Source organism: Pseudomonas entomophila, from assembly GCF_018417595.1.
Taxonomy (GTDB): Bacteria; Pseudomonadota; Gammaproteobacteria; order Pseudomonadales; family Pseudomonadaceae; genus Aquipseudomonas; species Aquipseudomonas entomophila_C.
The window spans coordinates 940,336-965,837 of record NZ_CP070982.1 but is presented as its reverse complement, the minus strand read 5'-3'; the positions used below and the strand labels follow the sequence as shown (position 1 = coordinate 965,837).

General features: G+C 63.8%; 24 protein-coding genes, 2 pseudogenes and 1 riboswitch. Of the genes and pseudogenes, 10 read left to right on the top strand and 16 right to left on the bottom strand.

Annotated features, from left to right (window positions below; translation table 11 throughout):
• Positions 1–21: 21 nt before the first annotated feature.
• From JYG34_RS04255 to JYG34_RS04215, 9 genes are all read right to left on the bottom strand, one after another.
• On the bottom strand, positions 22–666 hold the full coding sequence (locus JYG34_RS04255) for an MBL fold metallo-hydrolase (protein WP_213659608.1): 645 nt from the start codon (positions 664–666) through the stop codon (positions 22–24).
• A 19-nt stretch (positions 667–685) separates the two neighbouring features.
• Positions 686–1,033, bottom strand: coding sequence for a type II toxin-antitoxin system ChpB family toxin (locus JYG34_RS04250; protein WP_213659607.1), 348 nt, complete (start codon positions 1,031–1,033; stop codon positions 686–688).
• Entirely contained in the window at positions 1,030–1,308 is a 279-nt protein-coding gene (locus JYG34_RS04245; protein WP_213659606.1) for an AbrB/MazE/SpoVT family DNA-binding domain-containing protein, read from the bottom strand. Before JYG34_RS04245 ends, JYG34_RS04250 begins: the two co-directional genes overlap by 4 nt.
• Before the next feature lie 181 nt (positions 1,309–1,489).
• Positions 1,490–2,182: a sensor histidine kinase gene (locus JYG34_RS04240; protein WP_011532246.1), complete on the bottom strand. Its 693-nt coding sequence runs from the start codon at positions 2,180–2,182 to the stop codon at positions 1,490–1,492.
• A complete protein-coding gene (locus JYG34_RS04235; protein ID WP_213661111.1) occupies positions 2,179–3,786 on the bottom strand; it encodes a response regulator in 1,608 nt (535 codons plus the stop codon). The genes JYG34_RS04240 and JYG34_RS04235 overlap by 4 nt, the downstream gene beginning before the upstream one ends.
• 113 nt (positions 3,787–3,899) lie before the next feature.
• Positions 3,900–6,617, bottom strand: a complete 2,718-nt coding sequence (locus JYG34_RS04230; RefSeq protein ID WP_213659605.1) for a LuxR C-terminal-related transcriptional regulator — start codon at positions 6,615–6,617, stop codon at positions 3,900–3,902.
• A gap of 266 nt (positions 6,618–6,883) precedes the next feature.
• A complete protein-coding gene (locus JYG34_RS04225; RefSeq protein WP_213659604.1) occupies positions 6,884–8,248 on the bottom strand; it encodes a DUF1329 domain-containing protein in 1,365 nt (454 codons plus the stop codon).
• A 25-nt stretch (positions 8,249–8,273) separates the two neighbouring features.
• On the bottom strand, positions 8,274–10,160 hold the full coding sequence (locus tag JYG34_RS04220) for a DUF1302 domain-containing protein (RefSeq protein WP_213659603.1): 1,887 nt from the start codon (positions 10,158–10,160) through the stop codon (positions 8,274–8,276).
• 328 nt (positions 10,161–10,488) lie between these two features.
• Positions 10,489–12,171, bottom strand: coding sequence for a fatty acid--CoA ligase (locus JYG34_RS04215; protein WP_213659602.1), 1,683 nt, complete (start codon positions 12,169–12,171; stop codon positions 10,489–10,491).
• 317 nt (positions 12,172–12,488) lie between these two features.
• On the opposite strand from JYG34_RS04215, the gene JYG34_RS04210 reads away from it, so the two are divergent.
• From JYG34_RS04210 to JYG34_RS04200, 3 genes are all read left to right on the top strand, one after another.
• Positions 12,489–13,454, top strand: coding sequence for a 2-hydroxyacid dehydrogenase (locus JYG34_RS04210; protein WP_213659601.1), 966 nt, complete (start codon positions 12,489–12,491; stop codon positions 13,452–13,454).
• 51 nt (positions 13,455–13,505) lie between these two features.
• The gene (locus tag JYG34_RS04205) at positions 13,506–14,504 is read left to right on the top strand and encodes a class I SAM-dependent methyltransferase (RefSeq protein ID WP_213659600.1); all 999 of its coding nucleotides are present in this window, start codon (positions 13,506–13,508) and stop codon (positions 14,502–14,504) included.
• 38 nt (positions 14,505–14,542) lie between these two features.
• Positions 14,543–14,664: riboswitch (yybP-ykoY riboswitch) on the top strand.
• Between the two features lie 90 nt (positions 14,665–14,754).
• Positions 14,755–15,339, top strand: coding sequence for a TMEM165/GDT1 family protein (locus tag JYG34_RS04200; protein ID WP_213661110.1), 585 nt, complete (start codon positions 14,755–14,757; stop codon positions 15,337–15,339).
• A 106-nt stretch (positions 15,340–15,445) separates the two neighbouring features.
• On the opposite strand, the gene JYG34_RS04195 is transcribed toward JYG34_RS04200, so the two are convergent.
• Positions 15,446–16,261 carry a M48 family metallopeptidase gene (locus tag JYG34_RS04195; protein WP_213659599.1) on the bottom strand — a complete coding sequence of 272 codons (816 nt, stop codon included), beginning with the start codon at positions 16,259–16,261 and terminating at the stop codon, positions 15,446–15,448.
• A 151-nt stretch (positions 16,262–16,412) separates the two neighbouring features.
• Here JYG34_RS04195 and JYG34_RS26570 point away from each other — a divergent pair.
• The 3 genes and pseudogenes from JYG34_RS26570 to JYG34_RS26560 form a co-directional block, all read left to right on the top strand.
• Positions 16,413–17,265, top strand: a pseudogene (locus JYG34_RS26570) (cache domain-containing protein); the annotation flags it as partial.
• A gap of 167 nt (positions 17,266–17,432) precedes the next feature.
• A pseudogene (locus JYG34_RS26565) lies at positions 17,433–17,696 on the top strand (HAMP domain-containing protein); the annotation flags it as partial.
• 15 nt (positions 17,697–17,711) lie between these two features.
• Complete coding sequence (locus JYG34_RS26560; protein WP_430624221.1) at positions 17,712–18,554, top strand: methyl-accepting chemotaxis protein; 843 nt, start codon at positions 17,712–17,714, stop codon at positions 18,552–18,554.
• Between the two features lie 107 nt (positions 18,555–18,661).
• Here the strand turns inward: JYG34_RS26560 and JYG34_RS04185 are convergent, their stop codons facing one another.
• From JYG34_RS04185 to JYG34_RS04175, 3 genes are read right to left on the bottom strand one after another with little or no spacing between them, the layout of a single operon-like run.
• Entirely contained in the window at positions 18,662–19,282 is a 621-nt protein-coding gene (locus JYG34_RS04185) for an SOS response-associated peptidase (RefSeq protein WP_213659597.1), read from the bottom strand.
• Between the two features lie 15 nt (positions 19,283–19,297).
• Complete coding sequence (locus tag JYG34_RS04180) at positions 19,298–19,558, bottom strand: putative signal transducing protein (protein ID WP_213659596.1); 261 nt, start codon at positions 19,556–19,558, stop codon at positions 19,298–19,300.
• Entirely contained in the window at positions 19,558–19,740 is a 183-nt protein-coding gene (locus tag JYG34_RS04175; protein WP_010225771.1) for a CPXCG motif-containing cysteine-rich protein, read from the bottom strand. The genes JYG34_RS04180 and JYG34_RS04175 overlap by 1 nt, the downstream gene beginning before the upstream one ends.
• 125 nt (positions 19,741–19,865) lie before the next feature.
• Here JYG34_RS04175 and JYG34_RS04170 point away from each other — a divergent pair, with 125 nt between their 5' ends.
• Positions 19,866–21,032 carry a 1-acyl-sn-glycerol-3-phosphate acyltransferase gene (locus JYG34_RS04170; protein ID WP_213659595.1) on the top strand — a complete coding sequence of 389 codons (1,167 nt, stop codon included), beginning with the start codon at positions 19,866–19,868 and terminating at the stop codon, positions 21,030–21,032.
• Positions 21,033–21,143: 111 nt separating this feature from the next.
• Here JYG34_RS04170 and JYG34_RS04165 read toward each other — a convergent pair whose 3' ends face one another.
• Positions 21,144–21,404, bottom strand: coding sequence for a hypothetical protein (locus tag JYG34_RS04165; protein ID WP_213659594.1), 261 nt, complete (start codon positions 21,402–21,404; stop codon positions 21,144–21,146).
• Positions 21,405–21,561: 157 nt separating this feature from the next.
• On the opposite strand from JYG34_RS04165, the gene JYG34_RS04160 reads away from it, so the two are divergent.
• Entirely contained in the window at positions 21,562–21,768 is a 207-nt protein-coding gene (locus JYG34_RS04160; RefSeq protein ID WP_213659593.1) for a hypothetical protein, read from the top strand.
• Positions 21,769–21,934: 166 nt separating this feature from the next.
• Here the strand turns inward: JYG34_RS04160 and JYG34_RS04155 are convergent, their stop codons facing one another.
• The gene (locus JYG34_RS04155; RefSeq protein ID WP_011532230.1) at positions 21,935–22,519 is read right to left on the bottom strand and encodes a YajG family lipoprotein; all 585 of its coding nucleotides are present in this window, start codon (positions 22,517–22,519) and stop codon (positions 21,935–21,937) included.
• Positions 22,520–22,663: 144 nt separating this feature from the next.
• Between JYG34_RS04155 and JYG34_RS04150 the strand changes: the two genes are divergently transcribed.
• Positions 22,664–22,897, top strand: coding sequence for a hypothetical protein (locus JYG34_RS04150; protein WP_213659592.1), 234 nt, complete (start codon positions 22,664–22,666; stop codon positions 22,895–22,897).
• Positions 22,898–23,504: 607 nt separating this feature from the next.
• Positions 23,505–25,013: a malate dehydrogenase (quinone) gene (gene mqo / locus JYG34_RS04145; protein WP_213659591.1), complete on the top strand. Its 1,509-nt coding sequence runs from the start codon at positions 23,505–23,507 to the stop codon at positions 25,011–25,013.
• Positions 25,014–25,144: 131 nt separating this feature from the next.
• Here mqo and JYG34_RS04140 read toward each other — a convergent pair whose 3' ends face one another.
• The gene (locus tag JYG34_RS04140) at positions 25,145–25,435 is read right to left on the bottom strand and encodes a PA4642 family protein (RefSeq protein WP_213661109.1); all 291 of its coding nucleotides are present in this window, start codon (positions 25,433–25,435) and stop codon (positions 25,145–25,147) included.
• Positions 25,436–25,502: the final 67 nt, after the last annotated feature.

Here is a 25,502-nt window from a genome sequence, read left to right as displayed (position 1 = left end):
GCGGAAAAATTCCATGAAACCTCAGGCGCGCACGAACGGGTTCTCGCGCATCTCGTCGCCGAGGCGGGTGTCCGGGCCATGGCCGGTCACCACGATGGCCTCTTCATCCAGGCGGTACAGCCGTTCCTTGATGGAACGAACGATAGCCCGCTGATCGCCCCCCCACAAATCGGTACGGCCCACGCCCCGACGGAACAGGGTGTCGCCGGCGATCAGCAGCTTGTGCTCGGCGAACCAGAAACTCATCGAGCCCGGCGTGTGCCCAGGGGTGTGCAGCGCCACGCCGCAGCCGCAGGCCAGCTCTTCGTCGTCGCTCAGCCAGCGGTCAGGCGACGGTACGGGGGTGTAGGGCATGCCGAACATCTGGCATTGCATCTCCAGGTTGTCCCACAGCGGCTGGTCGGCCTTGTGCAGGTGCAACGTGGCGCCGGTCAGTGCCTTGAGCTTGCCGGAGGCGAGGAAATGATCGAAGTGGGCGTGGGTGTGGATGATGCTCACCAGCGTCAGGCCATGGTGCTGCAGGCGGGCAAGAATTTTCTGCTCGTCACCGCCCGGGTCGACGACGATGGCTTTCTTGCTGACGGGGTCGCCGATCAGGGTGCAGTTGCACTGCAATGGGCCTACGGGGAAGGTTTCGCGGATGAGCGCTACCGATGCATTTTCCATGAGTGGACACTACAGGCAATTAATCGAAGAGGGTTTGAACACGCGCCAACGCGTCTAGAATCACGACTTCCGGAACAGATTCGACACGCTTGGCGTTTCTGGCTTCGAGGTCCACCGTGCGTATCTGGTTGCAGAGCATTACGCCTTGCGTCTGCGTACCCGCGCCGCTAAGGGTAACTGCAAAACCTGCATGCCGTGCAAAATCGCCACCTTGAGAGATCGGTGCGATCACTGCGAGCCCCGAGGTATTGAACGCGGCAGGTGTCAGCACCAGCGCAGGCCGTGCTGCGCCTTGCTGCTCTCTGCCAACGGTGGGATCGAGATTGACCAAAACAATATCGCCCCTGGCGAACTTGACCCGCTTCACACCTCACGCCCTACCGGAGGCATAGTGTTCCAATCGGCCATGTCCGCGGGTTCGGGAGCATCCAGGTCACACTGCGCCATCAACTCTTCGAGTGTGTACCGGGGTTTCGATCTGACCGGCTTGAGCACCAGCGTTTCACCCGCCGTATCCAGGTTCAAGGTTGAACCCACCCCTAAGCGCATTTGCTTGAGCACCGCCGCAGGAAGACGAATAGCTGCGCTGTTGCCCCATTGCTGAATCTTGATCTGCATAAGTATCTCCCAAGGTAGATACATAGTAGAAACCCTCTCGGCGATGGCAAGTAAAATGTAGAAACGGAGTATCTACATTGTCATTCGCCCAACCTCAAAGAAAGCCCGCCTGGCTCAAAAGGGAATTCGCCTACGCTGCTTCGGGAAACAGATCTAATTTGAGCGCATCAAGCAATACATTCACATGAAGGCAGCTTGAGATCACTCAGGGCAGATACAACCGGAACAACCCGCCGCCCAACGTCCCGCCATTGGCGATCTCAATCCGCCCGCGCACGCCGTTGCGCTCATGCAGTGCGGCAATCCGCGCGGCAAAGTACAACCCCAGCCCAGTGCTGCCACTCTGCGAATCGATACCCTGCACATAGTCATGCTGGCGCTCGAGCATGCGCTGTGGATAACCGGTGCCGTCGTCGTTGACGCTGATCACCAGTTGCTCGCCCTCCTCCTCGATGCTGATCAGCAGCGCATGACCGGCATAACGGATGGCATTGGTGAGCACATTGGCAACGACCGAAGCAACCAGCTCGCGATCAAAGAACCCCAGCGGGCTTTCGGTCTCGATACGCCAGGTGGCGAGGATGTCACGGTGCTTGATCACCTCTTCCTGGGCCGCCAGCTGGGCTTCGATGAAATCGTCGAGCTCGTGGTAGTCCGGGCAGATGGGGAGCTGGTTGACGCCCAGCTTGTACAGTCCCAGCAACTGCACCAACATGCCGTTCAAGTGGCTGAGCTCGTGCTCCACCACGCCTTGCTCGGTACCGCCGCGCAGTTCTTCGGGCAGGCGCGCCAGCCATTGGCTGTGGGCATGGGTCAGCGCCGAGAGCGAGTTCTTCAGATCATGCACGGTGGAGGCGATCACCGTGGAGAAGTCCAGCCCCTGGTTATCCTGATTCATGCGCCGAACACCCGGATGTGCAATTTGCGGTAGCGGTCGTAGCGGCTGTCGCTGGCGGGGATACCGGCCACGCTGGTCAGGCAGTTGCGGCACTCCTGCATGACTGCGGGCGACGGCGTCTCGCCACCGATGCGCAACAGCGCCTGGGCGGTGTTCAAGGCGATACTGATGTTCTTCGGCTGCAGCGACAGCGCCTTGCGGAACATGCCCAGCGCCTCGTTGAGCTGCCCACCCTGGTAGCTGCGCACGCCTTGACGGTTCAGATCCACCGCCTCGGTCACGGCACCGAGCACCGTGGGGTCATCAGTAAGCTTGGCCACGCTCTGCATGACCTTGGGATCATCGCCGTAGGTCTCCACGCACCCCTTGAGAATCGAGGTGCCCGCCGCATCCTGGCCAAGCTGCTGCAACTGCTTGGCCACCGTCAGCGCCGCTTCGACCGAAAAGAACTGCTCCATCTTGTCCAGGCGCTGCATGGCCTGCTCGGTTAGCTTGGCCGCGGTTTCCGCGTCACCGGCCTGTTGCAGGCTGGCGGCCTTCATCAAGCGTGCGCGCACCTGCAGGCCCTGATCCTCGACGTTTTCCTTGGCCACTTCGCTGAGCACGGTGTTGATTTCGACGCGGGTACGGGCATCGAGACCATTACCGGCGTTCTTGTTCATGAGGGCCTGGACCAGGCCCAGGTTGCTTTCGGCATCCTTGTAGCGTGAGCTCTGCCCTTGGTTCACGGCGTGGCGGAAGGCCTTCGACGCACTCTCGAAGTCGGCGTTGTCCAGCGCCAGCTTGCCCAGCGCGGCCTGGCGGCGTACGGCCAGCGGAGACAGGCGCACCGCCTCTTCCAGCATGTGCTGGGCACGCCGGGTTTCACCCTGGGCGACCAGCACCTCCGCCATGCCGTCATACAAGTTGGGCATGATCGGGAAGGCTTTTAGCGCCTGCTCGTAGACCCCCTGGGCCTGTGCGTTCTGGCCGCGCTTGTGCAACAGGTTGCCCAGTGCGGCATAGACCCACGGCTGTGGGCGGCTGGCCAGGATGCTCTTGAGGAACTTCTCGAGTTCCTCGAAACGGTTCAGGTCACGCAGTGCGTCGGCGCGATAGCGCAGGCACAGCGGGGCGAAGCGCGGATCTTTCTTGCACAGCTCTGCACAAGCCGCGAGCACTTCGGCCGGGCGGGAGCGGTCGAGCGCCTGGAGGATCGGCTTGAGCAGCGTCTTGCGCTGGGTGAGCTTCTCCAATCGCTGGGCCAGGCCGACCCGGTTGAAAGGCTTGGTCAGGTAGGCGTCGGGTTCGTGCTCGATGGCACTGAGCACGATGGACTGGCTGCTCTCGGCCGTGACCATGATGAACACGCACTCATGGCTGATGAGCTTGTCGAGGATCAGGTCCTCGAGCACCTGCTGGCCATTCTTCTTGCCATCGCCCAGGTGGAAGTCCTGGAGAATGAAGTCGTAGCGCTTTTGCCCACACATGCGCAGCGCCTGCTCGCCGCTGTCCGCGGTATCCACGTCGCGCACGCCCAGCTCCCGCAGCATGGAGCGGGTCGAAGTGCGAAAGTCGGTGAAATCGTCGACGATCAGAAAGCTTTTTTGCCCGTACTGCAGCATCAACACGACCTGTATGCGAAGAAATGGGGAGAAGGCGCGCGACGATGCATGGCGCCGAATCCTGTATCGGCAGCGGGTCGGGAAAGATGAGCCCTGGAATGACGCTGGCCGGGTTACGCCAACAGCCCCAGGGACTTGGCCCTGGCCACGGCCTGGGTGCGGCGCTCGACACCCAGCTTGCCGTTGATATGGCTGGCGTGGGTCTTGACCGTGTGCAGCGAGATGAACAGGCGCTCACTGATCTGCTGGTTGGAGCAGCCCTGGGCAATCAGCTCCAGCACGGCCAGCTCACGACCACTGAGCGCCTCGGTAGCGCCGAGGTCATTCGCCTGCGCCTCAGGGAGACGCGCCAGCAGGTCAGCCTGGGCAGGGCTGACGGGCTGGCCCGCCAGTTGTTCACGCAACCAGGCGGGCTGATCCTCAAGCAACCGCTGGAATGCCTGCAACGCACCACCTTGAGCCGCCTCAAGTGCCTGGGGCAACAACCTGCCCGCCTCGGGCTCCCGGCCTTCACCGAGCAACAGGCCGATCAACTGGCACAACGCACTGACCACAAGTGTCATGCCGCCACTGGCCTGGCCTCGTTCGACCAGTGTGCGCAGACGTGCCTCGGCCTGGCGTGGGCGATCCAGCACGCGCTCCAGCAATGCCTGCTGCAGTTCGATGTGCAAGGGCAGCAGCGGGTGGAACTCGGGGGCGGCCGCAGGTTGCTCGCCGCCATAGGTTTGCCCCAGACGCAGCAACCAGGATTCGGCCAGGTCCGTCCGCCCCTGGGCCAGCCACAGTTCACATTTCACCAGGGTGATCATGGCCAGGTAGAAGATCGGCGGCACGTCCCAGATATGCATCAGCCGCTCAGCTTCGGCCAACTCCGCGAATGCCTCGGCGAAGCGACCTTCACGACCATCGAGCGAGGCGATCACGCAATGGCCGATCAACACGCTGATATCGCGGCAGCTACGTGCCTCGCTGAGGCCCGCACGCAAGCGAGCGCGCCCCTGGACAGGCTGGAGGCGCGCTGCCAGCAGGTAACCTTCGTACAGTGTGAGGCGTGCGCGCACGGCGTACAGGCGCTGCCCAGACAACCCCTGCAGCCGCAGCAGCCCCTGACGCACTTCATCCTGCGCCCTCAGCACCTCGCCGCGGGCATGCAGCACCCGAGCCCGATCGTAGTGGGCCAACGCTTCGAACAAGGGGTTGCCGACCCGCTGGGCCAGTTCCAGCGCCTCACGGTTCCACCCCCGCGCACGCCAGAAGTCGCCATCGGCGATGGCCAGGTTGGACAGTGTGGACAGGCAAACCAGGCGCTGGCCGTAGCGCTTGCAGGGCAGGCTTTGCAACGCCTCGCCGCAGTACGCCTGGGTACGTTCACGGTCACCGCGGCCACGGGCGATGACGCCACTGAGCGCCAGCCATTGGGCCAGCATCGACTTCTGGGCCGTGGCCGATGGTGCTGGCAGGAAACGGCTGAGGTAGCCCGCAAGCTCTTCGGCGGCGTCCAACTGGCAGGCAAGCCCCAAGGCCCAGCTGTACAGCACGATCAGCCGTGGCGTGCTGATGAGCAGGCTGTCGGGCAGGTCCATTTTCCAGCGCAGCAGCATGCCGACGTTCTGTTCAGCAAGCAGTTGCTCCTCGGACAGGCTTTGCACCAGGTCGGCGGCCACATCCAGGTGGCCCGCGCGCAACGCCTGCTCCACGGCCTCATCGAGCAGCCCCTGCCCTTCGAACCAACGACACGCACGCAGGTGCAGCGCCGCCAACGGCTCGGTCGCCTGACGGCTACGCAGCAGGTCGGAGAACAAATGGTGATAGCGGAACCAGCGCCCGTGTTCGTCGAGCGGCACCAGGAATACTTGGTGGGCCTGCAAATAGCGCAAGATATCTGAACTGTCATTGCGCTCGCGCAGGGCATCGCACAGCTCAGTACAGAAGCGCTCCTGGCAAGCGGTGTCATAGAGGAATGCCTGCACTGGCGCAGGCAGCATGTCGATGACCTCCTCCAGCAGGTAGTCACGGATCAGCCCCTCGCCGCCATGCAGGGCCTGGGGCAAGGCGTTGTCGTCACCGGACTCGCTGGCCGCCAGCTGCCAGAAACGCAGGCCGGCGACCCAGCCATCGCTGCGCTGGATAAGATTGTCGAGGGCCTGGCCACGCAAGCCGGTGGGCTGGCGACCGATCACAGCCAGCGCCTCGTCTGGAGTGAGGCGCAAGTCCTGCTCGTTGAGCTCGACCAGTTGCCGTGACAGCCTCAGGCGAGCCAGGTGCCAATCGGGGCGCTGGCGGCTGGTGACCAGCAGCACCAGGCCGGGTGGCAGGTGATTGAGGAAGAATTGCAGGCAGCGATCGAGCACCGGCCCCTGGGCGAGGTGGTAGTCGTCCAGCACCAGCAGCAAGGGCGTGTCGGGTTGCAGATAGAGCGCCAGCTCGTCGAGCAGGCCATCGAGCCACTCTTCGAAGGCGAAAGGCTGGTGACGCTGACGCATCTTGAGCAAGCCGAGGGCCTGTCCGCCCAAGGCTGGACAGAACTGTTGGAGACCTTCGAGCAAGCGTTCAAGGAAACGCCCGGGGTCAGCGTCGCGTTGGCTCAGGCCGAGCCAAAGGCTGCGCCAATGAGTGGGTAATTCCTGGCAGAACTCGATGGCGAGGGAGCTTTTGCCAAAGCCCGCCGGTGCGTTGACCAACAGCAACCGGCCAGTTAGCCCAGGCTGCAACCGCTGGCACAGGCGCGCTCTCGGTACGTGCGCTTCCGGCAGCGGAGGCCGGAAGAAACGCCCGTCCAGCAGGCCCAAGGCCTGACTGGCAACTCCATGCGTACGGGACAGGTCTGTCATGGCCGGCTCGTTCTGATTGTAAGGCTTCGGCGGTACGGATCTTTGCGAGACTAGCGGCAAACGCCACGCAATTGAAGATGATGGGGGCGCTTCGAGCAAAAAAGACTACGACAAAACGAAACAAGACTGATCGACATCAGCGGGGTCGATAGCTCGTCATCAATGCAGGGTAGAAAATCCCTGCCGGATTCAGCCCACGCCAAAACAGAAACGCCCCGGCAAGCCGGGGCGTTCTGGGGGATCACACGGAGTGGGTGACAATCAGCTCAACGTACACCCGACTGACGCAGGGCGGCTGGCTGGAAGTCGGCCTTGCTGGCACTGAAGCCGAAGTCGTAGGCGCTCTTCTCTTCGTTCTTCATGCCCAGGGCCAGGTAGCGGCCCGATTGCAGGTCGTAGATGGCCTCGAGGGTGTACCACGGCACCTGCACGTTGTAGTACGGCTGGGCATGGGCTTCAGACACGCGCCACAGCTGGTTGCGGCCGTCGTACTGGTCGATCACCGCAGCTTGCCAGGTGTCCTCGTCGATGTAGAAGTCACGCTTGGCGTAGATGTGCCGCTGGCCAGGCTTGAGCGTGGCGACCACGTGCCAGACACGGCGCAGCTCGTAACGCGCCAGGTCCTGGTTGATGTGGCCAGGCTTGATGATGTCCGCGTACTTGAGCTTCGGGTCATCGAGCTTGTAGGCGTTGGAGGCGATGTACATCTCCTTCTTGCCTTCGAGCTTCCAGTCGTAGCGATCAGGCGCGCCGTTGAACATGTCCAGGTTGTCGGACGTACGCAGGCCGTCGGCGGCGGTACCCGGACCGTCGTACGACACTTGCGGTGCCTGGCGCACGCGGCGCTGGCCAGCGTTGTAGATCCACGCCTTGCGCGGCTCCTTGACCTGGTCGAGGGTTTCGTGGACCAGCAGCACGGTACCAGCCAGGCGCGCTGGCGCGGTCACTTCCTGCATGAAATAGAACAGGATGTTGCCTGGGTTGCTCGGGTCGTAATCCTTCATCTTGTCGCGGAAGACGAACTGGTCCCTGAAGTACACCAGGCTGTACGAGCCGTTCTGCTGCGGGGTGGCCTGCGTGACCAGGCGCGTCACGCTGCCACCGCGGTAGCGGGTGATGTGGTTCCAGATCACTTCCACACCATCCTTGGGGATCGGGAACGGAATGGCGGTGCGGAAGTTCTCCAGGCCGTTGCCGCCCCCGACCAGCGTGGTCTTGGTTGCGTTTTCCTTGATCGCGGCGAAGACATCGTCAGGCACGGTAGAGCCGCGGTGGGTCTTGTACACCGGTATCTTGTAGGTGTCCGGGTAGCGTTCGAGCATCGCCATCTGGCCAGGCGAAAGCTTGTCCTTGTACTGGGCAGCGTTCTGCTTGGTGATAGTGAACAGCGGTTTCTCGCTGCCATAGGGGTCGGAGAGGAAACCCTTGGCATCGACCGTCCCGGCGGACTTCGACAACGGCTCCCAAGGGCCGATCGAACCATCGGCGTTACCGGCTTTCTCCGCCCCCATTGGCGTAAGGGTCGAGCCTAGCTTGGCTGCTTCATCGGCGGAAACCGCAGCCATGACGCTGGTCGCCAGCAGGGACAGGCCCAGTACACCGGCTTGCAGCAGACGTGTGGTCATCTTCATTCTGTGTCGTCCTGGATCAGTGTTCTTAGAAGTTCACGCCGAAGCTGAGGGCGACGAAGTCGCGGTCATCCACGGTGGTGTACTTGCCGTCGAAGAAGTTGGTGTACGACAGGCTGGCCGTGTAGGTGTTCTGGTACTCGGCGTCCAGGCCCAGGCTGACCGCCTTGCGGCCTTCCTCGAAGTTGCCGCCAGGGCCCGGCGAGTAGCCGGAGACGTCGTGGGACCAGGCCACGTTGGGCTTGAGGTTGACCCCGGCGAAGACATCGTTGTAGTCCCAGATCACCCGGGCGCGGTAGCCCCAGGAGGTGCTGGTGGTGTAGCCGTCGTTCTCGCACTTGCGGTTGAGGTTGGCGGTGGAGGCGCCAGCACCGGCACCGGCGATGGTGCTGGCATTGAGTGCCTGGCAGGTGTTGGCACCGCCGGTGGCGGGCAGCGGGCCAGGGCCATAGACCGGGTCGCGGCCGTAGCGAACTTCGTGGGCGTTTTCCAGGCCGCCGACGTGAGTGACACCCACCTCGCCGACAACGGTCATGCGGCTGGCGCCCATCACCTGGTCGAAGAAGTGCGTCAGGGTGGTCTGGAACTGGGTGATCTCCTTGCGGCGATAACCATGCAGGTCCTGGCCGGGAACGCCGTTGAGCAGCGAGGCGTTGGCCAGCGCGCCACCGATCGGACGCACGCCGGCGAACAGGATATCGGTGGTGTTCAACTGCACCGGGGCATTGGGGCGGTAGCTCAACTCGCCGCTCCAGGCCGTGCCGGTGGGTAGCGTGGTGGAGAAGCTCAGGCCGTAGAGGCGGATGTCTTCCGGGTACTCGACGAAGTACTTCGAGTTGCCCGCGACGATAATCGGCGCCAGCGACCTCAGCTGGGCCGGCAGGCCCGCCAGGCCGGCGTACACCGACTGCGGAGCACCGGTGGCGCTGAAGATCGGCGCGCGGCTGTGGTAGTTCATGAAGTAGGCACCGAACTCGGTGTCCAGCGGCTCGAACATGTAGCGCATGGCGACGCCGAACTGGCCGCTGTCGCGGGCGTCACGGTCCGGGCCGCGGCCGACCATCACGCCTTCCTCGTTGATGTTCACGCCACGGGTGGCGAGGAACTGCTGGGCGGCCACCGGCACCGTGCGGCTGCTGTTGAGCACCCGCAGGTTGTTGTTGCAACCGTCGGCGATGATGTCCGGTTGCGAGAAGAAGGTACCGCAGTTGTCGACGACGGTCTGGTCCCATTCGAGCTGGTAGAAGGCTTCGGCCGACAGGTTGTCGGTGAGGCTCTGGGAGATGTAGAACATGTTGACCGGGATCAGGCCTTCCTTCACCTCGGCGCCCGGGCGGCGGAAGGCGGACACGTCGATCGGGTTGATCGAGTTGATGCCGCCCCCGATGAAGGTGCTCTCACCCCAGCTGACCACCTGCTTGCCCAGGCGCACCGAGCCCGGCAGGTCGGCGATGGAGTAGTTGTGGTAGACGAAGGCGTCGAGCAGCTCCGCACCCGAGGACTTGGCGCCCTCCTTGCGGTTGGAGTCGCTGATATCCTTGAACTCGCGGTGTTCGTCCTTGAGCTCGAAGTCGTACCAGTACTTGCCACGGACGAACACGCCGGTGTCACCGTACTTGAGCTCGAGGTCGTGGATACCCTTGAAGATCTTCGAGAAGGTCTCGCCCTTCTTGAAGTTGAGATGGCCGTCGTCGGAGGTCTGCGACAACCCCTTGCCGCCGTTGTTGACCCCGATGAGGTTCTTGTTCGGATTGGCTGTCGACCAGCTGGCGCCGATGGAGAGCGACGAGTCGAACTGGCCTTCGATTTCACCGATGTTGAAGCTGACCGCGAAAGCAGGACTTGCAAGCGTGGAAGCGAGGCTGACGGCCAAGGGCAGACGTGCCCGGCGCCAGAACGGGTTTGCAGATGTCATCGACGCTACTCCATGTACTTTTTTGTTATGGCAGTGAGTCCTTTCAGAAACGGCCGAGCGCCTGGTGAAGCCGGCTCCTGCCCGAGGCGCCACGACAATGCGCGGCGCCCTCCCCCATTCCTGAAATTCCCCTGGCCCGACTATAGCCAGCGGTCACAGGTGCTAGATCCCTCTAAAGTGTGATTTGCGCTCCCTGCTGTTGGCCCGCCCCAAAAGACCGGCCTGTGCGCTGGCAGTGGTGAAGCATGGCTCAATTTTGCCGTTTGACAAGACACCACCCTCTCTAGCGTGCGGGTCGCGATCTTGCGAACGCGACACACGAGGGTGGTTACAGCGTGGAGAGGAATGCGCTGTTACTGGCCTGCCATTGGCTGATGTCCACGCGGATGCGCTTCTTGTCGAGCTTGCCGACACTGGTCTTGGGAATTTCAGTAACAATGGCGATCTGGCTAGGAATCGCCCACTTGTTGATATGCCCCTGCTCGACGAAAGGCTTGAGGTGTTCCTTCAGGCTGCGTGCATCGATGTTCTGCCCCTCGCGCACCACCAGCAGTGCGAACGGCCGCTCGCCCCACTGCGGATCAGGCACGCCGACCACCGCCACCTCGCGCACCGCAGGGTGGCGGCTGACCAGGTCCTCGAGGTCGAGCGACGAGATCCATTCGCCACCGGTCTTGATCACATCCTTGATACGGTCGCGGATATCGATGAACCCCATGCCGTCGAGGGTGGCGACATCGCCTGTGTGCAGCCAGCCACCCTGCCAGAGCTCTTCGCTCTTCTCCGGCTCGCGGAAATAACCCATGGTCAGCCAGGGTGCGCGCAACACCAGCTCGCCTTGGGTTTCACCATCAGCGGGCAGGAAGTTGCCATTGCCATCGACGATGGCAGCTTCGACCAGCGGCACCGGCACACCAGCCTTGATCCGGTAGCTGGTGCGCTCATCCTCGCTGCCGGCCTGCAGCTCGTCGTTCAGGTGCGCGGCGCTGATCAGCGGGCAGGTCTCGGACATGCCGTAGGCGGCGGTGAGCTGGATACCCCGGGCCAGCGCAGCTTCATACAGCGCACGGTTGAGCGCGCTGCCGCCGATGATGATCTTCCAGCCGCCGAAGTCCTGGCCGGCGGCCGACGGGCAATTGAGCAGCATCTGCAGGATGGTGGGTACGCAATGGGAGAAGGTCACCTTCTCTTCACGCCACAGCTTGATCAGCATGTCTGGCTCGTAGCGCCCGGGGTAGACCTGCTTGATCCCCATCATCGTCGCCGCATAGGGAATGCCCCAGGCGTGCACGTGGAACATGGGAGTGATCGGCATGTAGACGTCGTTGCTGCTCAGCAACCGCACGCTGTCCAGGCTGCCGAGCACGGAGGTTTCGGCCAGAGTGTGCAGCACCAGCTGGCGATGGGTGAAATACACACCCTTGGGGTTGCCGGTGGTGCCGGTGGTGTAGAACGTGGTGGCCACCGAGTTCTCGTCGAAGTCGGGGAAGTCGTAGTGCGGGCTGGCCGCTGCCAGCAGTTGCTCGTATTCACCGCGCAGGCCCGGCAGGTCGGCGGCCTTGTCCGGCCCGTCGGTCAGCAACACGGTCCCTTGCACCGTGGTCAGTTGCCCGGCGATGGTTTGATAGAGGCCGATGAAATCACTGTTGACCAGCACGAAGCGGTCTTCGGCGTGGTTCATGGTGTAGAGAATCTGCTCCGGCGACAGGCGCACGTTGATGGTGTGCACCACCGCGCCGATCATCGGGATGGCGAACATGCATTCGAGATAGCGGTGGCTGTCCCAGTCCATCACCGCCACCGTGTCACCGGCCTTGACGCCAGCTGCGGTCAGTACGTTGGCCAGCCTAGCGATGCGCTCGCCCAGTTGCGGATAGGTGAGGCGGATCTGGTCGCGGTAGACGATCTCGCGGGTCTTTTCATAGCGGCTGCCGGACATCAGCAGGCGCTTGATCAGCAGCGGAAATTCGTAGGCGCCCTCGGCGGGCTTGATGATACGCGTCTGCAACATGGGTATCCCTTTTCTGTGATGCGGGCCGGACAGCTCTGGGATCCACTCTAGATCGGTGACGCGCCGGTCAAATCAGCCGAAGGAATGATTTGCCGCGCAAAGGTATGAGCGGCGATGCCGGCGTTGACGAACGGCACCGGTGGGCCAGACACTGCCCAGGTTGGATCGCGCCCCCCTGATTCGCGGGTTTACCCGCGAATCAGGCAACGCGGTGCATGGCACGGGCTTCGCCCGTGTTCGCGGGTAAACCCGCTCCTACAGAGTCCCGCCGACCAAACCCACCGCGGCGACCGAACCACTCCCAAATCGGAGACCCCATGCCCAATCCACGTCGCGCCGTGTTTCTCGACCACCCATCCCTCGACCTCGGTGACCTCGACCTTTCCCCACTGCAAGGTCAGTTCGATGAACTTCAGTTGTTCGCCACTACCCGCCCCGAGCAAGTGGCCGAACGCCTGCGGGGCGCCGTGGCGGTGATCAGCAACAAGGTGGTGCTCGACGCCGCCAGCCTGGCCGCCAACACTCAGCTCAAGCTGATCCTGGTCGCCGCCACCGGCACCAACAACGTCGACCTGGCCGCCGCCCGCGCCCAAGGCATCACCGTGTGCAACTGCCAGGGCTACGGCACGCCGTCAGTGGCCCAGCACACCCTGGCCCTGCTGCTGGCCCTGGCCACGCGCCTGTGCGACTACCACCAGGCCGTGGCCAAGGGCCAGTGGGCCAAGGCCAGCCAGTTCTGCCTGCTGGATTTCCCCATCGTCGAACTCGAAGGCAAGACCCTTGGCCTGCTCGGCCATGGCGAGCTGGGTGGCGCGGTGGCGCGGCTGGCCGAGGCGTTCGGCATGCGCGTGCTCAGCGGGCAGATCCCTGGGCGCCCGGCACGCGATGATCGGCTGCCACTCGATGAACTGTTGCCTCAGGTCGACGCCCTGACCCTGCACTGCCCGCTCAACGATCGCACCCGACACATGATCGGTGCCCGTGAGCTGGCCCTGCTCAAGCCCGGCGCGCTGGTGGTCAACACCGCCCGTGGCGGGCTGATCGACGAACAGGCCCTGGCCGAAGCCCTGCGCAACGGTCACCTGGGCGGCGCGGCAACCGATGTGCTCAGTGTCGAGCCTCCGGTCAATGGCAACCCCTTGCTGGCAGCGGATATTCCCCGCCTGATCGTGACCCCGCACAGCGCCTGGGGCGCGGTAGAGTCGCGCCAGCGCATCGTCGGCCAACTCGCCGAAAACGCCCAGGCGTTCTTTGCCGGGCAGCCGCGGCGTGTGGTGGGCTGAGGCGGCGCAGGCTCTGCTACACTGCGCCACTTTTTCCAGGAGGCGCCGTTTATGGACCCGCGCAGTGAAGTAGTGCTCCGCCAGGCGGAGCTGTTTCAGGGCCCGTTGCTGATCGCCGGCGCCCCCGCCGATGGCCTGCTCGGCCAATTGCCCAAGGCCCACGGCTGGACTTGGCACGCAGGCGACCAGGCACTGCTTGAAAGCCGTTTCGGCGGCCGCTGCCACCATGGTGTGAGCGTGCCTGAAGTGGCTTTCGACAGCGCTATCCTGTTCCTGCCCAAGTCCCGTGAACTGGCCGCCTACCTGCTCAATGCCCTGGCCGCGCGCCTGGCCGGGCGCGAGCTGTACCTGGTCGGTGAGAAACGCGGCGGCATCGAGGGCGCGGCGAAACAGCTGCAAGCGTTCGGCAAGCCCCGCAAGCTCGACAGCGCGCGCCACTGCCAGCTGTGGCAGGTGACCGTCGACCACGCCCCCGAGGCCAAGCCGCTGGAAAGCCTGGCCGAGCGCTTCGAGCTGCCGCTCGAGGACGGCCCGTTGCAAGTGGTCAGCCTGCCGGGTGTATTCAGCCACGGTCGCCTGGACAAGGGCACCGCCCTGCTGCTGGAACACCTTGACGGGTTGCCCAGTGGGCATGTCCTCGACTTCGGCTGTGGTGCCGGCGTGCTGGGCGCGACGATCAAGCGCCGCTACCCACAGAGCCAGGTCACCCTGCTGGATGTCGATGCCTTTGCCGTCGCCGCCAGCCGCCTGACCCTGGCGGCCAATGGTCTGGAAGGGCAAGTGATCAGCGGTGACGGTATCGACGCCGCACCGGGTGAGCTGGACCTGATCCTGAGCAATCCGCCCTTCCACACCGGGGTGCACACCGATTACCAAGCCTCGGAAAATCTGCTAAAAAAATCCGGCGAACATCTGCGAAAAGGTGGCGAAATTCGCTTGGTAGCCAACAGTTTCCTGCGCTACCAACCGCTCATCGAAGGCGCCCTTGGCAACTGCGAGATCCGCGCCGAAGCACAGGGCTTTCGCATCTACCGGGCGACACGCGGGTAAAAACAGGGCTTGCCGAAACCGCCCGGCGTAGGCAGAATCCGCTCCGTCCTAGGGGAGTAGTCTCCCGCGAGCCCTCCGCTCGCCCGGTACGCGTCAACACACTTGGCCCACAGGCCATGGCGCGTGCGACCCACGATCTGCGCAGACAGGTCCAGGGTTTGACAAGACCTATGACACGCACACCTTACCCGGGGCGGGGAGGTCGTACGTGTCATAGCCGTGTCGACCCGCCCCCGTAGGAATCCTGATGCTGGAATCTCTGCTCGTCCCCACCGCCATCGTTGCCCTCGCCGAAATCGGCGACAAGACGCAGCTGCTCGCGCTCATCCTCGCGGCGCGCTTCCGCAAACCCTGGCCGATCATCGCCGGCATCATCGCCGCCACCCTGGCCAACCACGCCGCCGCGGGCGCCGTGGGTGCCTGGGTCAGCAGCTTCTTCACCGAATCCGTGCTGCACTGGATCCTCGCCGCGAGCTTCACCGCCACCGCGCTGTGGACCCTGGTGCCAGACAAGATGGACGATGACGAAACCAGCAACGCGCGACGCTTCGGGCCGTTCCTGACCACGTTGATCGCCTTCTTCCTGGCCGAGATCGGCGACAAGACCCAGGTCGCCACGGTGATGCTGGCGGCCCAGTACCCGCACCTGATCATGGTGATCATCGGTACCACCCTGGGCATGCTGATTGCCAACGTGCCGGTGGTGCTGGCGGGCAATTTCGCCGCGGAGAAACTGCCGTTGACGCTGATCCGTCGCCTGGCGGCGGCGGCGTTCTTCGTGCTGGCCGTCGTCGCGGTGTATTCGGCGATGAAGACCAGCGGCTGGATAGGCTGAAGACCCTGTAGGAGCCAGCCTTGCTGGCGAACCAGACACCGCGGTGCATGGCACCGGCTTTGCCGGTGTTCGCCGGTAAAGCCGGCTCCTACAGGGGCCCGGCGACTTACTTCTTGGCAGCCTGATACAGCGGCATCACCTTCGGAATGGCTGCCTGCAGCGAAGCGATACGGCTGCTGGAAGCCGGGTGCGTGCTCATGAACTCAGGCGGCGCGCCTTCGGACGCCTTGCTCATCTTGTTCCAGAGGGTGATCGCGGCGTTCGGGTCGTAGCCGGCGCGGGCCGACAGTTCCAGGCCGATCAGGTCGGCTTCGTTTTCATTGGCGCGGCTGTTGGGCAAGGTCATGGCGTAGTTCACCACGGTGTCGGCCAGCGCCATGCTGTCCTGGCCCAGGCCCAGGATCGCACCGGCGCCCTGGCGGGCCATTTCCACGCCATAGGCCTTGGACATCGCTTCACGGCCATGCTCGCGCAGGGCGTGGGCAATCTCGTGGCCCATGACCGCGGCGATCTCGGCGTCAGTAAGCTTGAGCTGATCGATCAGGCCGGTATAGACGATGATCTTGCCGCCCGGGCCGCAGTTGGCGTTCAGTTCGTCGCTCTTGATGACGTTGACTTCCCATTTCCACTGCGCGGCATCCGGCCGGAACTGTGGCGCCTGGGCGATCAGACGATCGGCGATGGCCTGCACGCGCTTGGCGTCGGCGCTGCTTTTATCCAGGACGCCCTTGCTCGACGCCTCACCGAGGGTCTGCTGATAGGACTGGGCGTACATCTGGTTGACCTCATCGGTCGAGAGCATGCTGAACATGTACTGCTTGCGCTCGACGCCTACGGCGCCACCGCTGGTGGTATTGACCGCCTGGCAGCCGCCCAGCAGGACGCTGGCGCTCAACATACTGACAACGAATGACTTACGCATTTGAAACACTCCCTTTTTACGTGCCGCGTATCCTAGGCCTAGTCGTCTGGCCCTGCCAGAGCCGCAGGTAAGATTTCTCTCCACCCCTCATGCTTTTGTATTAGCCCGCCGATAACCCGGGGACACGACCTCCTTGCGCGCGGAGCCTTCCATGAAGTTCAAGTCGATCCAGTTTTCCGTGGCCGCCCTGGCCGGTGCCATCGTGCTGAGCATTGTCGCCGCCCTGGTGCTCTATGCCGTGTACTCCGGCGAACGCACCCAGGCGCTGGTACAGCAACGCACCCAGCAACAGTTCGAAAGCGTGATCGAACAGCGCCTGTCGGCGCTGGCCCGCACCCAGGTCAGCGAGATCCAGCGCGGCCTGGAGGCACCGCTGTCGATCGCCCGTGGCCTGGCCACCGGCAACGCAATGATCGGCATGCAAGGCGCCGACGGCCGGCCACTGATGCGGGTCGAGCGCGAACACCTGATCAACCAGCTCAAGCGCACCGTCGAGGCCAACCCGAGCGTGCTCGGCGCCTATCTGGGCTGGGAGCCGAACGCCCTCGACCACGACGATGCCCGCTATGTCGGCAGCAGCATGGTCGGCATCGACAGCGCCAGCGGCCGCTTCCTGCCCTGGTGGTTCCGCAACGGCGATGGCAGCCTTGGCCAGGACAAGCTGGCCGACGTCGACGACCGCACCGTACTGGCCACCGGCGTGCGCGCCAGCGAGTACTACCTGTGCCCGAAAGAGTCGAAGAAAGCCTGCGTGATCGACCCGGCCCCTTATAAAGTGGGCGACAAGATGGTCATGCTCGCGTCCTTCGTCGAGCCGATCATGGTCGACGGCCAGTTCAAGGGCATGGCCGGTGCCGACCTGTCGGTGAACTTCATCCAGGACCTGCTCAACGCCGCCGATCGCCAGCTCTACAATGGCGCCGGCGAACTGGCCCTGGTGTCGGGCAACGGTCGCCTGGTGGCCTACACCCGTGACCCGGCCAAGTTCGGCGAAAAGGCCAGCGACGTGCTGGACGCCGACGAAGCGAGCACCCTCAAGAACCTCGTCGGCGAAGACCTGCACTACAAGGTCCAGACCGCCAAGGACCGCATCGAGCTGTACCTGCCGTTCAAAGTGGCCAGCACCGACGCCCGCTGGACCCTGCTGCTGGAACTGCCGCTCAGTACCGTCATGGCCAACGTCAACCAGTTGCAGAAAGACCTGGCCGAACAACGCCGCACCGATATCGCCGGCATGACCGTGGTCGGCCTGGGCATCGCCGCCCTGGGCCTGCTGGTGATCTGGCTGCTGGCGCACGGCATTGCCCGACCGCTCAGGCAGATGGTCGCCATGCTCGACGACATCGCCCAGGGCGAGGGTGACCTGACCCGCCGCCTGCAAAGCGACCGCGCCGACGAGCTGGGCGCCATCGCCAAGGGCTTCAACACCTTCCTGGCCAAGTTGCAGACGATGATCAGCCAGGTGGTCAGTTCGGTGCAGAAGGTCAGCGACTCGTCGGAGCATACCGCCGACATCGCCATCCGTACCAACCAGGGCGTGCACAAGCAGATGGCCGAGATCGACCAGGTGGCCACCGCCGTGCACGAAATGACCGCCACGGCCCAGGATGTGGCGCGCAACGCCACCCAGGCGGCCCAGGCCGCCAGCGACGCCGACCGCGCCGCCAACGAAGGCCTGGATATCGTGCGCGGCACCTCGCACTCGATCAGTGCCCTGGCCACCGAAATCGGCCGCGCCGTCACCGTGGTCCAGGACCTGGCCCGCGACAGCGAGAACATCAACGCCATCCTGGTGGCCATCCGCGCGATCGCCGAGCAGACCAACCTGCTGGCACTCAACGCAGCCATCGAGGCCGCCCGGGCCGGCGAGCAAGGCCGTGGCTTCGCCGTGGTCGCCGACGAGGTGCGCAACCTGGCGCAGAAAACCCAGCAGGCCACCGAAGAAATCCAGCAGATGATCCAGCAGTTGCAGCAAGGCACGCGGGAAGTGGTGCGGGTGATGGAGGAAAGCCAGGGCAAGACCGATGTCAGCGTGCAGCAGGCCAGCCGCGCCGCAGAATCGCTGGAGAGCATCACCCAGGCCGTGTCGGTGATCAACGACATGAACACCCAGATCGCCAGCGCCGCCGAAGAGCAAAGTGCAGTGGCCGAGGATATCAACCGCAACGTGATCAACATCGGCCAGGTGGCCGGCGAGGTGGCCGGTGGCGCCGACGAGTCGAGCCAGGCGAGCGCCGAGCTGACCAAGCTGGCAGAGCAGCAACGGCGCCTGATCAATCAGTTCAGGGTCTGAAATGCAGCAAACCTGTAGGAGCGGCTTCAGCCGCGAGCACCGGCAATGCCGGTGCCAGGCACCGCGTCGTTTGTATCGCGGCTAAAGCCGCTCCTACAGTGCGCTGCTCAAGCCGGCGTCAGGCACTCCGGCCCATTGAGCTTCGGATCGTTGACGAAATACGCCAACGCCCTTTCGCGCAAGGCGGTCGGCGGCTTGGCCAGCAACTCGTGCAGCCGCGCCAGCGGCGTCTGCGGATCCAGCCAGATCGCCTGCTCGGCCTCATCCAGGATCAACGGCCGACGCTGGTTCATCGCCGCTTGCGTCACCACGGCACAGCTCAGCCACGCCTGCTCCTGCACCGGATAGACTTCCCACACCGCCGCGAAGAACAGCGAAGCCCCCTCCCCCGGCGTCACCCAGTAAGGGCGTTTGCGCGCCGTGCCGCGCCATTCGTAGAAACCGTTGGCCGGCATCAGGCAGCGCCGCTGGCGCAGCGCGTCACGAAACATGGGTTGCTCGGCGAGGGTTTCGGCGCGGGCCTGGGCCGGCGTGCGCGACAGGTCGGTCAACCAGGCCGGGGTAAGCCCCCAGCGGGCGCTGGCCAGTTGCATCTGGCCATCGAGCTGGCGCTGGATCAGCACCGTGGCGCCGGGCGAGATGTTCCATTGGGCCTGCTGGCTCGAAGGGAAACCGGGCAGGCCGGCGAAGGCCTGGGTCCAGCGAAACAGGGCGTAGCGTCCACACATGGGCGATTTCAGAACCTAGCAGATCAGGGTACCGGGACAACTCTCCGGCGCTTCGCCGACAAGCGGCTGGGCAGCATTGTACGCATCGATCAACTGCCGCGCGTAACCGGCTTGCTCATCGGGCACCGCCAGGCCCAGCAGCCCCTGCATCGGCAGCTCGCCCACGGCGCCCATCAGGTCGCGCCCGACCAGGTGCACTTCGACACCCTCGCTGGCCAGCATGCCCACCAGCATCTGCGCCTCCAGCAGGTTTTCCGGGTCATAGATTCGTTGCATCAGTCGTTCTCGCCATAAACGTCCAGCATCCATTCCTCGCCATGCACCTGCAGCACGAAACGGATGGGCTTGCAGCAGACCTGGCAGTCCTCGATGTACTCCTGATCGCCGCCGGACAAGTCCACGGTCGTCTCGACTTCTTCACCGCAATAGGGACAATCGTAGATCGCAGTTTCCAGCATCGCGGCCTCCCGAGTGACTTGTGCGTATAATTGCCGGTCTGTTTACAGGGCCTGCGTGTGTCCGAGCCGTTTTTCGGGCCCCACCCCTACCTTATTACCCTAGCCGTTTCCAACAAGAGAGCATGATGGGCGAATTCGATGCCATCCGACCGTACGACGACGCTGAAGTGCCCACCGTTCTGGCGCGCCTGCTCAGCGACCCGGCATTCCTCGATATCCTCACCCACTTCCGCTTCCCGCGCGCTGCGGGCGCCTTCGGCTGGCTGCTCAAACCGCTGATCGCCCGGCGCCTGCGCCAGGAGTTCGCGGGCGTGCAATGCGTCGCCACGCTGCAGGATAAAGTCGAGTACTACGTCGACCGGACCATCGACCGCGCCACCGACGGTGTAACCTACACCGGCGTCGAACAGCTCAAGTCCGGCACCGCCTACCTGTTCCTGGCCAACCACCGCGACATCGTCATGGACCCGGCCTTCGTCAACTACGCGGTGTACCACGCCGGCCTTCCCACGCCGCGCATCGCCATCGGCGACAACCTGCTGCAGAAGCCGTTCGTCAGCGACATGATGCGCCTGAACAAGAGCTTCATCGTGCACCGCTCGATCAGCGGCCGCCGCGAGAAGCTGGCGGCCTACCAGCTGCTGTCGGCCTACATCAACCACTCGATCCGCAATGACGGCGCGTCGATCTGGATCGCCCAGGCCGAGGGCCGCGCCAAGGACGGTGACGACCGTACCGACTCGGCCATTCTCAAAATGTTCCACATGAGCCGCAAGGACGAGCCGTTCGGCGCGGTGATCCAGAGCCTGAACCTGATTCCGGTGTCGATCAGCTACGAATACGACCCCTGCGACCAAGCCAAGGCCCGCGAGCTGTACATCCGCGCGACCACCGGCACCTACAAGAAGGCACCGGGCGAGGATGACAACAGCATCGCCCAGGGCATCACCGGCTACAAAGGGCGGGTGCACATCAACTTCGCGCCCCCGGTGACCGAGTACCACGAGGACACCAAGCAACTGGCGCAGGCCATCGATCGGCAGATTCTCGGCGGCTACCGGTTGTTCCCGGTGCACTACCTGGCCTATGCAATGTGGGCGGAGAAGGACGCGGCGCTGGAAGTGCCGGGCGCCGAGACGCTGTTCCCGGCCGATGAGCTGGCCAAGGCGAAGGAAGAGTGGCAACGCCGGCTGGATGCCTGCCCGGCGGAGCATCAACCGTATCTGGTGCAGCAGTACGCGACGCCGGTGCGTAACCAGTATCAGGTGAAGCGTCAGCCGGCTTCAGCCTGACAGCGCACCTGTAGGAGCGGCTTTAGCCGCGATCACCCGCGAAGCGGGTGCCAGGCACCGAGTTGCCTGCATCGCGGCTGAAGCCGCTCCTACAGGGTAGGCGTCAGCGGTTCAGACCCAGGTACTGAACCAGGACAGCAGCAAGGCCATCGCCAGGCAGCAGAAGCCCAGGATGTAGTAATAGCGCGGTATCCGCTGCTCCAGCGCATCCACCACGCCTTCATCCACCGCCAGGCTTTCGCGGGCCATGCTCGCCCGGCGCCGGGCACTGTGCAGCAACAGGCCGCCCGGGCAGGTGACCAGCAGGGCCAGCAGGTTGATCAGCTTGGCGGGATGGGCGGCCAGGAAGCCCCAGAGCACTTGCAACGACATTGCGCGACCTCGGTATCACGACGGCAAAGCCCGGCATTCTACCCAAGCCCACGAGTACCGCCCCGACTTTGCGACCAACTGCGGTAAATTTCATCTGTCACACGCTCGTCATCAGGACAGGCCACCCTGTCGGCCTTCAACCGAACCGGAGCTTGTCATGCTGCACGCCGAAAACCAGGACCGCCTCTACCTCGTGGCCCAGAGCGACGAACAGCAGGCGCTGATCGACGGCTTCGCCATCAATGTCCAGGACCGCCAGTGGCTGGTCTACTGCGCGCTGGGCGGCCATGCCCACCACGACCTGCCAGAGGTCGATGCACAGACCGGCATCAGCCTGCTGGATTTCAATGTACTGGCCGCCTGACCTGCATGGACCTCTTCGCGGGTAAACCCGCTCCCACAGGGCTCGCGCCAGCCTCAAGGCTAACGCCACACCCGCAGGAGCCGGCGTGCCGGCGAATAGTCCGCTACAGGCAACAAAAAACCCGCCGCCTGATCACAGGCGGCGGGTTTTCTTCATTGCAACAGCCTTACTCGCCCAGCACCTGACCGACGGTCGGGTCCTTGAACAGGCGGGTCAGGGCATCGCTGAGCACGTCGCTGACCAGCTTGGTGTTGGTTTCCTGGTTCGGCGCCATGCCGAAGCGCTGGTCCAGCGAGGCACCGTAACGGCCGCTGTAGCGGCGGTTGGCGTTCGACACGTCGGCGCGGAAGGTGGCGCCGATGGTCGCCTCGGTCACGTACATCTTGTCCTTGGGCGACTGGTACTTCAGTTCAGCCAGCGTGACGGTCAGCTGCGGCGCGTTGTAGGCGTTGGGGGTCGGGGTGAAGCCGAGCAGGCGCACCGCCGCCTCGGCCTGGGCCTGCAGCTTGGGCACGACATCATTGCCATTGACGGTAATGGTGCTGGTCTCGGGGTACATGCCACCCCGGGTGCCCAGCGATTGCGAGGCACGCCCGTCGACCACCTTGACCACCACCGGCTGGCCGTGGCCGACCGGGGCCAACTGTTGCGTTAGCTTGGGTTGCGGGCTGAGTTGTTGCGGGCTGTGGGCACAACCGGCCAGGCTCAGGCTGGCTACCGCGAACAAACCGACCAACAGACGTTGCAACATGCGCGTTTCTCCAGAAAAAGCGGCAAAGGCCCACAGTATACCCAGCACGCCACAGGCCAGCCATCGGGCTTTCCCGCCTGTCACAATGGTTTCATGACCTGCGCGCTATGCTGGCGTCAGCCCGAACACACAGGACCATCCGCCATGAACGCGTTCTGGAACCTGCTCCTGCAACGCCCGCGCCACGCCACCTACGCCCGCCTCGACAGCGACGGCATCTGCCTGGGTTTCAAGCAGTGCAGCCTGCCACCCACGGGCAGCGGCTGGGTTCAGGTCAACGAGGCGCACCTGGGCTGGCTGGGCCAACCGCTGCCGGCCAGCGCCCGCCTTTGCACCCCTGCAAGGCGTCGTTGGCAGCAACGCACCCTGTCTGCCTGACAAACGCTGCAATAAAAACCCAAGAAGCATGACCTTTCTGCCCGCGACCTCGTTATAATCTCCCCCCGATTATAAGGACGTCTCCTGATCGGGCCCCGCATTCGCCGATTGACCCCGGCACCCTCGACGCTTCGCCCACAGAGAGCCTTCCACTCAGGTCTTGCATTGGCTGTCGTGCCTGCTGTTTCCGGCCTTCTGCTTCGCATGAACCTGCGGGTTGCCATCGCGCAGTCCACTTTTGAGGTTCACGACTCCAAAAGAGCGTGAAAAAAACGGTTTTTCACAACTTCACGAGAGTGTGGCGAGCAAATGAACAGTCTGGCATGTGTAAAAGCGGCAGATGATTCACAAACAGCCCTGAGCAGACGGCGCAAGTGCTCCTGCAGGATAGGAGCCTGAGGCCGATCCATAACGCACGACGGGCCCCTTGACCATAAGTCGAATTGCCGCACCCGTGGCAAACGGCGTTCAATACCTGAACACCCAAGACTGATTGGCGGTGTCCGCTGGAGTTGCAAGAACTGCGAAGAGTCGGACATGGCGATCCTGGCGACCCCAGGGTTCCTATGCTGTCAATTAGGTGCTGTAGATTGTGGAGACGCGTTAAATGGCGCAGAACGAATCGGTTGATGTGGTACTGGTAGGCGCGGGCATCATGAGTGCCACCCTGGCCGTACTGCTCAAGGAGCTCGACCCGTCGATCAAGCTGGAGGTCGTCGAGGCGATGGACTCCGGGGCCGCGGAGAGTTCCAACCCCTGGAACAACGCCGGTACCGGCCATGCCGGCCTGTGCGAGCTGAACTATACCCCGCAGGCCGCCGATGGCAGCATCGACATCAAGAAGGCCGTGCACATCAACACCCAGTTCGAGGTGTCGCGCCAGTTCTGGGCGTACCTCAGCAAAAAGGGCGGCTTCGGTTCGCCGCGCGCCTTCATCAACCCGGTGCCGCACCTGAGCTACGTCGAGGGTGACAAGGGTATTGCCTTCCTCAAGAAGCGCTTCGAGCTGCTCAAGCAGCACCACGCCTTCGCGGACATGGAATACACCGAAGACAAGGCCGTGATGAACGAGTGGATGCCGCTGATGATGCCCGGCCGCCCGGCCGACCAGCGCATCGCCGCCACCCGCGTGATGAAAGGCACCGACGTCAACTTCGGCGCCCTGACCAACAAGTTGCTCAAGCAACTGGGCAACAGCCCGGATGCCCAGGTCAAGTACAGCAAGAAAGTCGTCGGCCTGCGCCGCAACGGCAGCGGCTGGACCGTGAGCATCAAGGACGTCAACAGCGGCGGCAGCCGTGAAGTCGACGCCCGCTTCGTCTTCCTCGGTGCCGGCGGTGCCGCCCTGCCCCTGCTGCAACTGTCCGGCATCCCGGAGAGCAAGGGCTTCGGTGGCTTCCCGGTCAGCGGCCAGTGGCTGCGTTGCGACAACCCGGAAATCGTCAAGCAGCACCAGGCCAAGGTCTACAGCCAGGCTGCGGTCGGCGCGCCACCGATGTCGGTGCCGCACTTGGATACCCGCGTGGTCGATGGCAACACGTCGCTGCTGTTCGGCCCTTACGCCGGCTTCACCACCAAGTTCCTCAAGCACGGCTCGCTCATGGACCTGCCGCTGTCGGTGCGCATGGGCAACATCGGCCCGATGCTGGCCGTGGCCCGCGACAACATGGACCTGACCAAATACCTGGTCAGCGAAGTGATGCAATCGATGGAACAGCGCCTGGAATCGCTGCGCCGCTTCTACCCGCAAGCGAAAGCCGAGGACTGGCGCCTGGAAGTGGCCGGCCAACGCGTGCAGATCATCAAGAAGGACCCGAAGAAAGGCGGCATCCTGCAGTTCGGTACCGAGCTGGTGGCGGCCGAAGACGGCAGCCTGGCCGCATTGCTCGGCGCTTCGCCTGGCGCCTCGGTGACCGTGTCGATCATGCTCGAGCTGATCGAGCGCTGCTTCCCCGAGCAGGCCAAGGGCGCCTGGGCCGCCAAGCTCAAGGAGATCTTCCCGGCTCGCGAGAAGGTCCTGGCCACCGACGCCGCCCTGTACCACAAGATCAGCGCCGACAACGACGTGGCGCTGGAGCTGGTGGACAGCAGCCCGGCCAAGCAGCATTACGCCTGAACCGGCTGAAACGAAAAAAACGCCCCTCGGGGCGTTTTTTTTGTACCTGGATCTTTGTCAGCCTGCACTGGCCTCTTCGCGGGTGAACCCGCTCCCACAGGGGGGGGCGGCGGGCCGGTACAGACAACCAATCAACCGCGGGCGTTGTCGATGATCTCGATGTACTCCGGCGCATTGCGCTGGTCGCCGATCACCTCGACGAAGGTCTTGCCGTGCTCGTCCTTGCCATCCAGGTCGTAGCCGGCCGCGACGAAGAACCCCACATAGCGCTCGAAATCATCGATACGCAGGCCGCGATAGCCCTTGATCAGCTTGTGATGCGATGGCGAGGTCAGGCCATCGGCCGGCTCGAACTGCAGGAACGACTTGATGTACTCGTCGCTGATCTCGTCACCAATCACTTGTTTCTTGTCTTTGCGCATCGCCGACTCCAACTGGACCATCACGGTAATTCGAAGGCCGGCAGTTTACCCCCCGAAACCTGCGAGC

Bases quoted from the DNA above. Each gene is read 5' to 3' on its own strand.
- JYG34_RS04255 (WP_213659608.1), bottom strand. From the start codon at position 666: ATGGAAAATGCATCGGTAGCGCTCATCCGCGAAACCTTCCCCGTAGGC.
- JYG34_RS04245 (WP_213659606.1), bottom strand. From the start codon at position 1,308: ATGTATCTACCTTGGGAGATACTTATGCAGATCAAGATTCAGCAATGG.
- JYG34_RS04240 (WP_011532246.1), bottom strand. From the start codon at position 2,182: ATGAATCAGGATAACCAGGGGCTGGACTTCTCCACGGTGATCGCCTCC.
- JYG34_RS04235 (WP_213661111.1), bottom strand. From the start codon at position 3,786: ATGCTGCAGTACGGGCAAAAAAGCTTTCTGATCGTCGACGATTTCACC.
- JYG34_RS04230 (WP_213659605.1), bottom strand. From the start codon at position 6,617: ATGACAGACCTGTCCCGTACGCATGGAGTTGCCAGTCAGGCCTTGGGC.
- JYG34_RS04225 (WP_213659604.1), bottom strand. From the start codon at position 8,248: ATGAAGATGACCACACGTCTGCTGCAAGCCGGTGTACTGGGCCTGTCC.
- JYG34_RS04220 (WP_213659603.1), bottom strand. From the start codon at position 10,160: ATGACATCTGCAAACCCGTTCTGGCGCCGGGCACGTCTGCCCTTGGCC.
- JYG34_RS04215 (WP_213659602.1), bottom strand. From the start codon at position 12,171: ATGTTGCAGACGCGTATCATCAAGCCCGCCGAGGGCGCCTACGAATTT.
- JYG34_RS04210 (WP_213659601.1), top strand. From the start codon at position 12,489: ATGCCCAATCCACGTCGCGCCGTGTTTCTCGACCACCCATCCCTCGAC.
- JYG34_RS04205 (WP_213659600.1), top strand. From the start codon at position 13,506: ATGGACCCGCGCAGTGAAGTAGTGCTCCGCCAGGCGGAGCTGTTTCAG.
- JYG34_RS04195 (WP_213659599.1), bottom strand. From the start codon at position 16,261: ATGCGTAAGTCATTCGTTGTCAGTATGTTGAGCGCCAGCGTCCTGCTG.
- JYG34_RS26560 (WP_430624221.1), top strand. From the start codon at position 17,712: ATGATCAGCCAGGTGGTCAGTTCGGTGCAGAAGGTCAGCGACTCGTCG.
- JYG34_RS04185 (WP_213659597.1), bottom strand. From the start codon at position 19,282: ATGTGTGGACGCTACGCCCTGTTTCGCTGGACCCAGGCCTTCGCCGGC.
- JYG34_RS04180 (WP_213659596.1), bottom strand. From the start codon at position 19,558: ATGCAACGAATCTATGACCCGGAAAACCTGCTGGAGGCGCAGATGCTG.
- JYG34_RS04175 (WP_010225771.1), bottom strand. From the start codon at position 19,740: ATGCTGGAAACTGCGATCTACGATTGTCCCTATTGCGGTGAAGAAGTC.
- JYG34_RS04170 (WP_213659595.1), top strand. From the start codon at position 19,866: ATGGGCGAATTCGATGCCATCCGACCGTACGACGACGCTGAAGTGCCC.
- JYG34_RS04165 (WP_213659594.1), bottom strand. From the start codon at position 21,404: ATGTCGTTGCAAGTGCTCTGGGGCTTCCTGGCCGCCCATCCCGCCAAG.
- JYG34_RS04160 (WP_213659593.1), top strand. From the start codon at position 21,562: ATGCTGCACGCCGAAAACCAGGACCGCCTCTACCTCGTGGCCCAGAGC.
- JYG34_RS04155 (WP_011532230.1), bottom strand. From the start codon at position 22,519: ATGTTGCAACGTCTGTTGGTCGGTTTGTTCGCGGTAGCCAGCCTGAGC.
- JYG34_RS04150 (WP_213659592.1), top strand. From the start codon at position 22,664: ATGAACGCGTTCTGGAACCTGCTCCTGCAACGCCCGCGCCACGCCACC.
- mqo (WP_213659591.1), top strand. From the start codon at position 23,505: ATGGCGCAGAACGAATCGGTTGATGTGGTACTGGTAGGCGCGGGCATC.
- JYG34_RS04140 (WP_213661109.1), bottom strand. From the start codon at position 25,435: ATGCGCAAAGACAAGAAACAAGTGATTGGTGACGAGATCAGCGACGAG.